Annotated in this window: 12 protein-coding genes; 9 read left to right on the top strand and 3 right to left on the bottom strand. The window is 63.1% G+C overall.

Going from position 1 to position 12,210, the window contains the following annotated elements:
* Positions 1–117 precede the first annotated feature (117 nt).
* Complete coding sequence (locus KW832_RS10695) at positions 118–819, top strand: Crp/Fnr family transcriptional regulator (protein WP_218299886.1); 702 nt, start codon at positions 118–120, stop codon at positions 817–819.
* Positions 820–907: 88 nt separating this feature from the next.
* Here the strand turns inward: KW832_RS10695 and KW832_RS10690 are convergent, their stop codons facing one another.
* Both KW832_RS10690 and KW832_RS10685 read right to left on the bottom strand, forming a co-directional pair.
* Positions 908–1,543: a BON domain-containing protein gene (locus tag KW832_RS10690; protein WP_255577657.1), complete on the bottom strand. Its 636-nt coding sequence runs from the start codon at positions 1,541–1,543 to the stop codon at positions 908–910.
* A gap of 132 nt (positions 1,544–1,675) precedes the next feature.
* Entirely contained in the window at positions 1,676–2,536 is an 861-nt protein-coding gene (locus KW832_RS10685; RefSeq protein WP_218299884.1) for a GGDEF domain-containing protein, read from the bottom strand.
* 229 nt (positions 2,537–2,765) lie between these two features.
* Here KW832_RS10685 and KW832_RS10680 point away from each other — a divergent pair, with 229 nt between their 5' ends.
* The gene (locus KW832_RS10680; RefSeq protein WP_218299883.1) at positions 2,766–5,330 is read left to right on the top strand and encodes a chemotaxis protein CheB; all 2,565 of its coding nucleotides are present in this window, start codon (positions 2,766–2,768) and stop codon (positions 5,328–5,330) included.
* 43 nt (positions 5,331–5,373) lie between these two features.
* Positions 5,374–5,973 (top strand): PAS domain-containing protein, encoded by a 600-nt coding sequence (locus tag KW832_RS10675; RefSeq protein WP_218299882.1) that lies wholly within the window; start codon positions 5,374–5,376, stop codon positions 5,971–5,973.
* Positions 5,974–6,156: 183 nt separating this feature from the next.
* On the opposite strand, the gene KW832_RS10670 is transcribed toward KW832_RS10675, so the two are convergent.
* Positions 6,157–7,020 carry a Crp/Fnr family transcriptional regulator gene (locus tag KW832_RS10670; RefSeq protein ID WP_218299881.1) on the bottom strand — a complete coding sequence of 288 codons (864 nt, stop codon included), beginning with the start codon at positions 7,018–7,020 and terminating at the stop codon, positions 6,157–6,159.
* 881 nt (positions 7,021–7,901) lie between these two features.
* Between KW832_RS10670 and KW832_RS10665 the strand changes: the two genes are divergently transcribed.
* The 6 genes from KW832_RS10665 to KW832_RS10640 all read left to right on the top strand — a co-directional run bounded on the left by KW832_RS10665 (position 7,902) and on the right by KW832_RS10640 (position 12,204).
* The gene (locus tag KW832_RS10665; RefSeq protein WP_218299880.1) at positions 7,902–8,150 is read left to right on the top strand and encodes a hypothetical protein; all 249 of its coding nucleotides are present in this window, start codon (positions 7,902–7,904) and stop codon (positions 8,148–8,150) included.
* Between the two features lie 293 nt (positions 8,151–8,443).
* A complete protein-coding gene (locus tag KW832_RS10660; protein ID WP_218299879.1) occupies positions 8,444–8,659 on the top strand; it encodes a hypothetical protein in 216 nt (71 codons plus the stop codon).
* Between the two features lie 280 nt (positions 8,660–8,939).
* A complete protein-coding gene (locus tag KW832_RS10655; RefSeq protein ID WP_218299878.1) occupies positions 8,940–9,962 on the top strand; it encodes a diguanylate cyclase in 1,023 nt (340 codons plus the stop codon).
* A gap of 99 nt (positions 9,963–10,061) precedes the next feature.
* Entirely contained in the window at positions 10,062–11,264 is a 1,203-nt protein-coding gene (locus KW832_RS10650; protein WP_218299877.1) for a multidrug effflux MFS transporter, read from the top strand.
* A 307-nt stretch (positions 11,265–11,571) separates the two neighbouring features.
* Positions 11,572–11,859 carry an IS1595 family transposase gene (locus KW832_RS10645; protein ID WP_370628676.1) on the top strand — a complete coding sequence of 96 codons (288 nt, stop codon included), beginning with the start codon at positions 11,572–11,574 and terminating at the stop codon, positions 11,857–11,859.
* Complete coding sequence (locus KW832_RS10640; protein WP_370628702.1) at positions 11,860–12,204, top strand: transposase; 345 nt, start codon at positions 11,860–11,862, stop codon at positions 12,202–12,204.
* Positions 12,205–12,210 lie beyond the last annotated feature (6 nt).

The raw sequence follows: 12,210 nt of genomic DNA, 5'->3' as shown, positions 1-12,210 counted from the left end.
ACAGTCACGGTACATGGGGCCGCCCACACTGGGCAAAGATCTGCGCTGGGCACGCCCCGCGCGGTTGCCATGATGTTGCTTCTTTGAGTGGCGCTGGCCGACCCGTGAGACACCCCGATGCACCACCCCGAAAACGCCCTTCTTCACAAATTGCCCCCTGCAGTGCGCCAGCGGTTGCTAGACCATTGCGAGCCGTTCGAGCTGGTGCTTTCCGCAGAGCTGAGCGTGCGGGGCAAGCCGCTGCAGCATGCCCACTTTCCCATCGAAGGTTTCCTGTCCCTGGTGATCGATGTGGACAGCCACCCGCCACTCGAAGTCGGCATGGTGGGGGCAGAGGCCATGTTGGGGTCGGAGCTGATTCTGGGGCTGGCGGCCACACCTTGGCGGGCGCTGGTGCAGGGGGCCGGGTCCAGCTGGCGCATCGGCGCCCAGCAGCTGCGCACGCAGATCGACGCGATTCCCGAACTGGAGGCCTTGCTACAGGCCTGCCTGCTGGCGCGCCTGCACCAGCAGACGCTGGCGGCGGCATGCCAGCGCTACCACCAGATTGCGCCGCGCCTGGCGCGCTGGCTGTTGATGATGCAGGACCGGTCGCATTCGGCGAGTTTTCACGTCACCCAGGAATTCATGGCCCTGATGCTGGGTGTGCGCCGCGTGGGCGTGACCGAGGCGGCCAGCCATTTTCAGGACAGTGGGTTGATCGTCTATCACCGTGGCGAACTCACGGTGCTCGACCGCAAGGCGCTGGAGGCCGAGGCCTGCAGCTGCTATGCCGCGGACAAACAGATTTACCAGCGATTGATGAAAGCCAAACTCTGACCATCCAAAAGACCCTCAGAAGACCCTCAGGAGGCTCTGAGGGCGCCGGGCCCGCACGGCTGTGCCCCTTTCTGGGGAAGGGCAGCGCCTACTGCTTGATCAACAGTTCTTCTTGAATGCTGCGAATGCCCAGTACGCGGTGGGCCAGGCTCACCCAGCGGCTTTGCGCAGGTGCAGTGTCAGTGGTGGGGCCGCCTTCTGAAGCCAGGGGATGACTCAACGACGCCAGGGCAAGAGGGGCGGGGGTGGAGAGGGCGGATGAACGGCCTTTCTCCATACCCGTAGGTTCAGGGTGCGGGAAGCTGCCCAGCGGGCTCTTGCCTTGCAAGGCAGCGGGGTCGGGTGAATAGCCCTTGTCCTCGGTGGCGTGGACGGCAGGCATTCCCGTGGAAAACATGAAGCTGTCCACCGAACTCACACCGGGCACGGTTTGCGCCACAAACACGGCCAGATCGATCTGCGTGGGGTCTGCCGCCATGCCACTGAGCAGCACGACCCCCTGGTGCGATTCGACGCCAATGTTGAAGCTGTTCACCACCGGCGACAGGATGAGTGCGGCGCGGACCCGCGACGCCAGCACGCTGTCTTCCAGGTAGGCGGTGGGGGAGGGGCTGGCTGGAGTCCAGTCGGTGACCATGTCGATGCGCTTGCAGCCCTGCAGCGACATCACAGCAAGCGCCCCCAGAAGGGCGCCGGAAAGATGGCGGGGTGAGGGGTGGCGCATGGAGCAGTCCTTTGGAGAGACAGCCACCATGGTGGTGGCCGTTGTTTGCACTGTTCCATGGTGCGCTGTGGCGGTCTGTTCGTAACCGTACCCATGGGCGTGTTTTACTTTGTAAGGAGGGCGCTTGCAGGATCACGCGACTTCGCCGTAGAACGCGAATCCGCGCCGTTCGCGCTTGGCCGCATACATCGCCGCATCGGCGCATGCCATCAGGTCTTTGGCCGTCGTGCCATGCTGGGGGCACATGGCTACGCCAATGCTGGGGCACACCAGCAGTTGCAGGTCGGCGACCTTCATGGGGCGGGACACGGCCTCCAGCAACTTGGCGCACAGCTGGCGCAACGGCGCAGCGTCGGCCATGCCTTGCAGCAGGCAGGCGAACTCGTCGCCTCCCAGGCGCACCACCAGGTCGCCGTGGCGCACTGCTGCACTCAGCCGTGCGGCGGTAATGCGCAGCACCTCGTCACCCACGCCGTGTCCATGGGTGTCGTTCACGGCCTTGAAGTGGTCGAGGTCGATGTAGATCACCGTGGGCCCCACGTGTTCGGGGCGGCGCGTGGCCAGGGCATGGCCCAGTTGCTCCAGCAGGTGACGGCGGTTGGGCAGGGCCGTCAGCTCGTCGTGAAGCGCCTCGTGGCGTGCCTTGCACTCGCCGCTGCGCACGAAGGCGAGGTCGGCCTCCGCCTGAGCGAGCGCCTTGTGGGTGCCGCGGTAGGCGCGCTCCAACTCCTGTCGCTGGGCGGTCTCGCGCTGCAGCGCCTGGTGCATTTCCTCCAGAGCCGCGACACATTCGAGCAGATTCAAATCCGGCCCCGGCTTGGGGACTATGGTGGGTGCCTGGAAGGGGAGCTGCGACTCTCCCGGCAGTTCCCGCTTGAGAAGCCGCGCCCGCAGTGTCCCCAAGACCTGGGTCCAGTGCTGGATTTGCGCGGCACTGGGCCACGAGGTGGTGAGTGTCTTGCTGAACAGGAATTGTCGTTCGGGGATGCCCATGCGCTGGTCCTTTCTGTGCCGTTGTCTTGGCCGGAGGGGATATCTGGGCAGCGGCGGCGTGGGAACTGGCGCACTGCTACAGGAGCTTGGAGCGCAGTGTGGCCGGTGAAGGGGCATTGTTTCTGTCTGCCAACGTACATAAATGGGACGCCGCCTTGGCGGCATGCGCGCTGAATGGCTCCGTGAGCCCCCGCAGGTGCCCCCTACAGGGGTACCCCGATAATCGGGCATGAACCAACCTTCAAGCCACGGGATCGCGGCGCGTACTTCGAGCGCAGTTCGTGCCGTGGGGTTGGGAGCGTCGGCCGGGGGGCTGATCGCGTTGGAGCAGTTCCTGGCGCACGTCCCACCGTCGAGTGGTCTTGCCTACGTGGTTGTCCAGCATCTGGATCCTACGCAGAAGGCAATGCTTGCAGAGCTGCTGCAGCGCTGCACGGCGATGGAGGTGCTCGAAGCGACTGACACGATGCGCATGGAACCCGACGTGGTCTACGTCATACCCCCCAACAAGGAGCTGACAGTCGCGGGAGGGTTGCTGCACCTTGCAGAGCCTGCTCAGCCTCGCGGCATGAGACTGCCCATTGATCTGCTTTTTGCGTCGCTGGCGCGCGATCAGGGTGAACAGGCCATTGGCGTGGTTCTCTCGGGGATGGGGTCCGACGGCACCTTGGGGTTGCAGGCGATCAAGTCGCAGGGCGGACTGACCCTTGCTCAGTTGCCTGCGTCCGCGCAGTTCGACTCCATGCCACAAAGTGCCATCGCGGCAGGGTGCATCGACATCATCGGTCTTGCGGTTGAATTGCCCGATCGCATCGGGCGCTACATCGACGAAAAGCATGGCACTGCCCCGCCGCCCGAAGACGACGCGGGCAACCACAGCGGGCACGCGCTGGGCGCCATCCTGGGCCTCCTGAGAGATCGCTGCAAACACGACCTCTCCGACTACAAGCCCAGCACGTTGCGCCGACGCATCCAGCGACGCCTGGGCGTACACGGCCTGACCACGACCGATGCGTATGAAAAATTCGTGCAGGAGAACCCGCAGGAGCTGGACCTGCTCTTCAAGGAAATGCTCATTGGCGTGACCAGTTTCTTCCGTGATCCCTCGGTCTGGCGAGAGCTCAAGGACGTGGTGATGCCAGCCCTGCTGGGGCGCTGCGCGGCGGGCGCCCGTCTGCGGGCCTGGGTGGTGGGATGCTCCACGGGCGAAGAGGCTTACTCCCTGGCCATGGTCTTCAGGGAGGCGGTGAAGGAGCACCCCGGCGCTGAGCGCTGTTCACTGCAAATTTTCGCCAGCGACCTGAGCGCGGACGCCATCGCTGCGGCCCGCAAGGGGCTTTACCCGTTGAAGATCGTGGACGACGTGGAGCCGGCCAGGTTGGCCAGATTCTTCACACGCCAGGACGGCGGATTCCTGATCAGCAAGGAGATTCGGGAAATGGTGCTGTTTGCGCAGCACGATGTGATTCTCGACCCACCTTTCACCAAGCTCGACTTGCTCTCGTGCCGCAACTTGATGATCTATTTCAATGCCGCACTGCAAAGTCGGCTGATGCCACTCTTTAGCTACAGCTTGCGCCCTGGCGGCGCGTTGTTGCTCGGAGGTTCGGAGACCATTGGCACCTGGCAAGCGCTTTTTACGCCGATGAGCCAGAAATCCCGGCTCTATTGGCGCACTGAAAATTCAATCAACGCTGGCTCGGCGTACTTTCCGATCAGCCTTCGCCGGGCGACCAACCGGCTTCCCCAGGAGTTCAAGGTGTCCCCTTCGGCTGTTGTGCTTCCCTCCAGTTTGCAGACCCACGCCGAGCAAGCGCTGCTTCAAGAATTCTCTCCCGCCGCCGTGTTGGTCACCGACCAAGGCGATGTCGTGTATATCAACGGCAGCGTGGGCAAATACCTGGAGCCAGCGTCCGGCAAGGCCAACTGGAACATCCATGTGATGGCCCGACCTGCTATCAGGGCGCAAATTGCGGCGGCGCTGCGGCAAGCCGTTCAGGACAAAGGCCGCGTGGAGGTGCGCGGGCTGCGCCTGAGCGAAGAGCCCACGCAGCCCTCTGTGGATGTGATCGTCAAACTGATGCAGGAACCCCATTCCTTGGCTGGCCTGGCAATGATCGTTTTTCGCGATGTGGCTGCGCCGGTCCTGGCCAAGCGCAGGCGCCGGGCCTCTGCAGGTGCCGCTGATCCGCAGATGGTCGAGGAGCTGCGGCGCTGCAAAGACGAAATCCAAGCCCTGCGCCAAGAGATGAGGGCCTCGGCAGAGGAGTTGCAGGCGGCTAACGAAGAGTTGCAGTCCACCAACGAGGAACTGCAGTCTGCCAACGAAGAACTGACCACTTCCAAAGAAGAGTCGCAGTCGATGAACGAAGAGCTCCAGACGCTGAACCAGGAGCTGCAAACCAAACTGGATGATCTGGCGCTGGCCCAGAGCGACATGCAAAACCTGCTCAACAGCACGGACATCGCCACCCTGTTTCTGGACAGCGCCTTGAACGTGCGCCGTTATACCGAGAAGATCACACGCATCATCCACCTGCGAGAAGGGGACATCGGCCGACCGTTGACCGACCTGGCCAGCACGCTGAATTACCCTGCGCTCAATGACGACGCCAGGCAAACGCTGAAGACGCTGACATTCACGGAAAAAGAAATCACGACGACCGATGGATTCTGGTTTTTGGTGCGTATCAAGCCCTACCGAACGCTCGCCGACCTGATCCAGGGCGTGGTCATCACCCTCATCGACATCACCGCGGCGAAAGAGCTCGAATCTCGCCTTCGCAAGGGGTAGAGTCAGAGCGACTGCGGATCGCACACTCTTTTCAGGAGCATTCATGTCACACCTCGCAGAATCTTCGTCCTATCTGTCGAGCTTGCGCGAGCGAGCGACGGGGCAGCTAACGGGTGGCGTCCGAAGCGACCTTGCACGCACCAGCACATCAGAGGCCATGGCGGTTCTGTACAAGCTCGCGTCATTGCCGTCCACTGCCGGTGACGCCCTGGCGCTGCTGCACGAGCTTCAGGTCCACCAGGTCGAGGTCGATATGCAGCACGAGGAACTTCGGCACTCCCGGGCCGACCTGGAGAACCACTTGGCGCGCCAAACGAACCTTGTCGAGCGTGCGCCCGCAGCGTTCCTGGTCATCGATGAGACCACTGTGGTGTGCGAAATCAACCGCGCTGGCTTCCGCCTGCTGGGTGCTGCCAGCCATGGTGTGCTGGGCCAATCTTTGGCCAGTTTCCTGACTGCGGCCAGCAACGCACAGTTGCAGAGCATGCTCGCACAAGCGCGCGCAGGTGCCCCCCCTCAGACGTGCGAGTTGCATTTTCTGGCACAGGGCGGCGTCTCCCGAACGCTCCTGTGCACCGCCGACAAGGAAGTGTCTTCGGGTCGTTTCATCCTGGTGCTCCTGGCGCCTGCGGCGTCTGGTTAGGGCGTGCCTTCAGTCCAGCGCACCGCAGGGCGTTGAGGTTCAGTGCCACCGACCAGCCCTGCTGGTTCGCGCAGGTTTTTGGATCGCCCACGGTGCGTGAAAGCCGCTCGACAGCCTCAGGGGGAAGGGCATGCACAGTGAATGCTGTGAACGGTCAAGGGGAGGGGACGAATTCTGGAAGCCTCAAGAGTGAACAAGACGGAGGTCAGGGACCAGGGCGCTATCCCTTGGAGAGAAGGTGTCTGAAGCAGCCCTCAAGTCTGGCAACAGCCGAGCGTATTCGCGCTTCACGACGGCGAGGCACTCGCAGCTGCGGTGCTCCAGGCCACGACGGTCAAGCACCGTGATGTGGCCTGAGTGGTATCGGATCAATCCCGCTGCCTGCAACTTCAGCGCTGCCTCGGTGACCCCGCTGCGCCGCACGCCGAGCATTTGTGCAATGAGCTCATGTGTCATCACGAGCTCGTTGCCTCCCAGCCTATCCAGGCTTTCCAAAAGGCAACGGCAGATATGCTGTTCAACGGAGTGATGTCGGTTGCAGACTGCGTTTTGGAGCATTTGGCACATCAGCGCCTGCGTGTACTTCAGCATCAGCTGCTTGACGGTTGCATGCTGCTCAAACTCTTCCTGGATCAGGCGGGCCGCGAGCCGAAAACCCTGACCGGCACTTCGAACGACGCTGCAGCTCGGAGTGGTTACGCCCCCCAGGAAGGATGAAATGCCCACGACTCCTTCACGGCCCACCATCGCAACTTCTGTAGAGCAGCCATCCTGGAGGACGTGAAGTATGGACACGATGGCGGTGGTCGGGAAGTAGACGTGGCTGGGCGTCTGCCCAGACTCACTGAGCACCTGGCCCAGTTGCAAATGCACAGGTTCGAGCAGATGGTGCCAGTGGCGCTGGTCTGAATCCGGTAGCGCGCTCACCAAGAGGTTTTCTGCGGGGTGGGCATCAAAGATCACGATTTTCCTTTCGGGTGATGCCTGGCGGCAAAGATCGAAAACCGACCAGGAGAACGGTAATGCCACCCCCCAAGAAAACGCCATGTTCCGAAACGTAAGAGTTGTCCGCCACCACACGAATAGCCGCTGTTTGTTTGATCTCTGTCAGTTTCCGATCGATCTTGCCTTTGACGGATCGACGACTTTGCCTGCACCCGCGCAGGCAGCGCATCTGCGGCGCTCGGCAGAGTGCGCAACCGTACAGACGCAGAGGTGGCCGCGTTTTAAAAACATGCTGTCGGGGTGTCCGTCTGGCGCAAGTGGCAAGTTCACCCCCAACGGACACGCATGGTGAGTGCGAAGAATTTTGATAGGAGCAATCCAATGACAATGACTGAACCCGACATGTCGAAGGCGATGACCTTGCGAAGCAGGTTTCAATCAGCCTTTCCATTGTTTTCAACGAAGTCCCTGACCGAACGACAGGAAGCGCAGGGAGGGCTATCGAGGCCGTGGCCCCTTGTGGATGCCTCCCCGAGCCTGACGGAGACCAGTTTGCCGGTGCGACCTCCCCCCAACAAGCCCGATCCTCAGCCCGCAGCCGCAGGCCTTGAAACGGAGGATTGGGATCTGTTGTTCAGGGCTGTGCTCGAAACCTTAGCGCGAACGGCATGCGGAAGGGCTCCGTCCGATGGCGCGGTCTCTCTGTTACAGGCCCCTGGCGATGTACTTGACGAGTGCCTGGATGCACTGGAGCAATTGCGTCGATCCGCACGTTTCGTTCAGCATCCGCTGATGCCCAAGGGGGGCGCATCGGGAACTTCTGGCGCGACTTGATGCGTGTCCGGTACACCTCGCCTCAAGGGCGCAACCATGTGGGCGGATGGTGCGGTGCGATGGCGCTGGCATGGGCGTTCTTTCCAGGTCTGCCGCATATTGATTGACCACGGGCGTGGACACCCTGCGCCCAAACATTGGAGCAGTTTATGCAAACCTCTCCCCGTCAAACACTTCAGTGGAGCACGTCGGCATTCGGTGAAATGCCCAGCCCGACGCCCGCAGAACTGGCCGAATTGTCTACGCACGTGAAGGAGTGTCGGCGCGCGCGCGGGCGGCTTTTTTTACTCCGCAGCGAGGTCAAGGCCATGAACGAAATCATCGCGAATCGGTTTTGGACGACCATGGCTGCTATCGCGGTTTTGCTGTTACTCGCTTCGTTCGCGTGGGCTGCTTGAACCCGCCCCGCAGTGTGCTCGCCATGGTTCCGAGATCGTGTGATCGTTCGGGGACACTGCAACCTTCTGGGTGGCCGCGTCGGTAGGCTGCGGTGCCCAGCCCATCGGCATTGCGGGCGTTGCGGGATTCACCCTTTGAAAGCAGATGAATGACAGCGTACCTATCGAAGCTATTGGTCTTGCGTGGGGTTGTTGTTGGCACTGTGTTCTGCATCGCAGTGGTTGCAAACCCTGCTATGGCCCAGGGGCGCGGCGAATTGCTCTATGCGACACATTGCAGCGCCTGTCACACCGTGCAGCTGCATTGGCGCGCCAGCAAGGCCGTCACAGACTGGACGAGCCTGCGGTCCGAGGTGCGCAAGTGGCAGGGCGAGGCCAAGCTGGCGTGGGCCGAGGACGACGTGCTTGAGGTTGCGCGTTATCTGAACGACAACATTTATCACTTTGTCCTCCCCAGCGCGACGGCGATGACCACATCGCCGACCGTGGGCCCTATGTGGGCGCGCTGAACCGAACTGCATCCCTGATCGCGCAACCGAGGCCGCATTCCGAGCCTGGCGCCTCTCGGGCCTTGAGCGTCTAGTGCGAGCGCAGTGCCGAGGATTTCGACTCCAACGGGCCCTTCACGTGTACCCAACGCTTGCAACCGCGTCATCAGAGTGTTGGGTGTTCCGGGCCGTCCATGGGGCACAGCACGCGCACGCAGTGCTACATTCATCAGAGCGCCCAGCCCCGCCTGCACAGCAGGCCGCACGCACCACCCCAACGCTGCTCCAGAGGAACCCGCCCATGTCACCGGAACGCCAGCGACTGATCCGCCTGTTGTTTGATGAATACATCGAAATGTATGCCGCACGGGACGCAAGGCTGGTCACCCGTTTCAGCGACAACTTCAGCGGCTTTGCGGGCAGCAGCGACCAGCTGGTCAAGAGCCGTAGCGATTGGGTTGACGTCACCTTGCAGGACTTTACCCAGGTGCCCGGCCGCATCGGCATTGACGTGGTGGACCTCTTCCCCCAGGAGCTGAGCGATGACGTGGTGGCCGTCACGGCGTTTTTCCACATCCGGCTGCCCATTCCTGACGCACTGTTTGCCCGGGAGACCGCGCGGCTGGTGTTGGTGTTTCGCCATGAGGAGGGCGACTGGAAGATTGCCCACAGCAGCATTTCCATCCCCTACGGCCTGGCGCGTGACGGCGAGGTGTACCCGGTAGGCCGCCTGCAGCAGCGCAACCTGGAGCTGGAGGCGCTGGTGGAAGAGCGCACCCAGGCCCTGGCGCAGGCCAACCAGCGGCTGCAACTGATCAGCAACACCGATGGGCTCACCGGCATTGCCAACCGCCGCCATTTTGACCAGACCCTGGCGCACGAATGGGCCCGCGCCCAGCGGGCGCAGACGCCGCTCTCGCTGATCATGCTGGACGTGGACGTGTTCAAGCACTTCAACGACCACTATGGTCACCTGGCGGGCGATGCCTGCCTGCAGGCGCTGGCCCTGACCCTGGCGCAAACCGGCGGGCGCCGCGACGGTGATCTGGCGGCGCGCTTTGGCGGCGAAGAATTTGTGGTGCTGCTCCCCGCGTCGGATGCGCAGGCTGCCATGGAAGTGGCCCGCCAGATCCAGCAGGCCATCCAGGCGCTGGCCTTGCCGCATGAGGGGGCACCCTTTGGCATCGTGACCGTCAGCTTTGGCGTGGCCAGCCTTGTGCCCCAGCGTGACCAGGCCCCCGAAGAACTGGTGCGCCGCGCCGACCGCGCCATGTACCGCGCCAAGCAGGCCGGGCGCAACCGCATCGAACTGGCTCCGGACTGAAGGGTGGGCGCAGTACCTGCCGTGCGCAGGTAGCGCTGTTGGCCGTTCATTCAGGGTTTACCCGAGTGGTGTGCACCGAAATGGTGACAATGGGCGGCTATGCATTTTTCCCGCTTCCTCAAAATGGCCCTCATCCTGGGCCTGCTCTCGGCCATCGGCCCCTTTGCCATCGACATGTACCTGCCCGCGCTGCCCGATATTGGCGCCAGCCTGGGGGCGTCGGTGGGCGCTGTGCAGTGGAGCCTGACGGCGTTTTTCCTGGCGCTGGGGGCTGGCCAGCTGTTCTATGGCCCTATCTCTGACATGGTGGGGCGCAAGCCGCCGCTGTACTTTGGCCTGGGCCTGTTCACGGTGGCCAGCGTGGGGTGTGCGCTGGCCAGTGACATCGAAACCCTGGTGGCCCTGCGCTTTTTGCAGGGCCTGGGCGCGGCGGCGGGCATGGCCATACCGCGTGCCGTGGTGCGCGACCTGCACACGGGCACCGATGCAGCGCGGCTGATGTCGCTGCTGATCCTGGTGTTCAGCGTGTCGCCTATCCTGGCTCCGCTTGCGGGCAGTGGGGTGATTGCGCTCACGGGCTGGCGCGGCGTCTTCTGGGTGGTGGCCGTGGCCGCCGTGGCGGGGCTGGCGCTGGTGTACGGCAGCCTGCCGGAGACACGCCCCGCGTCCGACCGCGTGGAAAGCAGCCTGGGTGGCGCCCTGCGCGCCTACGCGCTGCTGCTGCGCGACTGGCACTACCTGGGCCTGGTGTTCATTGGCGGCTGTGCCATGGCCGGGTTTTTTGTGTACCTGGCGGGCTCGCCGTTTGTGCTCATCAACCACTACGGGCTGACGCCCACGCAGTACAGCCTGGCCTTTGGGGTTAACGCGGCGGCGTTCATCGGCGCCTCCCAGTTCACCGCCACGCTGGGTGAGCGCTTTGGCATGGTGCGGGTGGTGAAGGTGGCGGCCACGGCCTCGGGCGCGGTCATGGCGTCGTTGCTGCTTTACTACCTGCTGGGCGGCGATGACCTGGCCGTGCTGATCGGTTTGTACTTTGTAGCCAGCGCGCTCATGGGGCTGGTCATCCCCACCACCTCGGTGCTGGCGCTGGAGAAACACGGCGCCATCGCCGGCACGGCATCGGCCCTGCTGGGCACGCTGCAAATGCTGACGGGCGCCCTGGCCATGGGCGTGGTCGGCCTGTTTGCCACCGGCAAGCCCCTGCCCATGGTGATCGGCATGGCCACCGGGGCGCTGGTGGGCGTGGCGCTGGCGTGGATCACGCTGGGCGGCAGGCGGGGCGCGCTGGCGCATGCCTAGCTGTGCGGCAGCTCCTACAAAAAAATAGAAAAAGTGCCTGATTAGCGACATACCTCAGACTGCACCGAACGAACACGGGATAGTCGGCTCCAACACACATGCCGAGCCATCGGCCAAGGAGCAGCAATGTCCATCAATGCCATCCAGTTTCAACGCGGCCTGTCACTGCCCCAGTTTCAGGCCCTGTACGGTAGCGAGCAGCAGTGCGAGCGCGCTCTTGTCGCCGCCCGCTGGCTCCTGGGCTGGCAGTGCGCACACTGCGGCTGCAAACGCTTTCTCACACCCGTAATGGCAGTGGTCGATTGCTGTGGGAGTGTTTCATCTGTGGCTACCAAAGCTCATCCATCGTGGGCACCGTGATGGAGCACACCACCTGCCCCTGAGACTGTGGTTCCTGGCCATGTACCTGCTGACACAAAACAAGAACGCCATCAGCGCCCTGGCGCTTAAGCGCCAACTGGGCGTGTCCTACAAAACGGCGTGGCTCATGAAGCACAAGCTGATGCAGACCATGGCGCAGCGCGATGAGCGCTACCGCCTGCAAGGGCGTGTGGAGATCGACGATGCCTGCCTCGGCGGGGAGCGTGCGGGCTAAATCAACGGCGGGCGCAAGGCGGCCAACAAGACGGCCTTCGTCGCTGCGGTGCAGACCAGCGCCGATGGTCGTCCCCTGTACATGCGCCTGACGCCTGTGGCCGACTTCACCAACGAGCACATGCGGCAATGGGCCAGTCGCCAGCTGACTGCGGGCTGCCACGTGGTCAGCGATGGCACCCGTGCCTTTGCCCAGGTGTGCCAGGCCCAGGCCACGCATGAGCGTTACGTGACTGGAGGTGGGCGCCAGGGGGCGCAGACACCCCAGCTGCGTTGGGTGAACACATTACTGGGTAACCTCAAGACCAGCATGGCGGGAACCTATCTGAATCGCCCCGGGTTTTGAGGAGGC

The sequence above is a fragment of the Acidovorax sp. sif0632 genome (genome assembly GCF_019218805.1).
GTDB lineage: Bacteria > Pseudomonadota > Gammaproteobacteria > Burkholderiales > Burkholderiaceae_C > Acidovorax > Acidovorax facilis.
The sequence above is the reverse complement of the archived record's forward strand: the minus strand, read 5'-3'. Positions and strand labels throughout refer to the sequence as shown.

What these genes read in the sequence shown, in the direction of transcription:
- KW832_RS10675 (WP_218299882.1), top strand. Translation starts at nt 5,374, where the DNA reads ATGTCACACCTCGCAGAATCTTCGTCCTATCTGTCGAGCTTGCGCGAG.
- KW832_RS10650 (WP_218299877.1), top strand. Translation starts at nt 10,062, where the DNA reads ATGCATTTTTCCCGCTTCCTCAAAATGGCCCTCATCCTGGGCCTGCTC.
- KW832_RS10670 (WP_218299881.1), bottom strand. Translation starts at nt 7,020, where the DNA reads ATGGCGTTTTCTTGGGGGGTGGCATTACCGTTCTCCTGGTCGGTTTTC.
- KW832_RS10685 (WP_218299884.1), bottom strand. Translation starts at nt 2,536, where the DNA reads ATGGGCATCCCCGAACGACAATTCCTGTTCAGCAAGACACTCACCACC.
- KW832_RS10695 (WP_218299886.1), top strand. Translation starts at nt 118, where the DNA reads ATGCACCACCCCGAAAACGCCCTTCTTCACAAATTGCCCCCTGCAGTG.
- KW832_RS10680 (WP_218299883.1), top strand. Translation starts at nt 2,766, where the DNA reads ATGAACCAACCTTCAAGCCACGGGATCGCGGCGCGTACTTCGAGCGCA.
- KW832_RS10665 (WP_218299880.1), top strand. Translation starts at nt 7,902, where the DNA reads ATGCAAACCTCTCCCCGTCAAACACTTCAGTGGAGCACGTCGGCATTC.
- KW832_RS10690 (WP_255577657.1), bottom strand. Translation starts at nt 1,543, where the DNA reads ATGCGCCACCCCTCACCCCGCCATCTTTCCGGCGCCCTTCTGGGGGCG.
- KW832_RS10655 (WP_218299878.1), top strand. Translation starts at nt 8,940, where the DNA reads ATGTCACCGGAACGCCAGCGACTGATCCGCCTGTTGTTTGATGAATAC.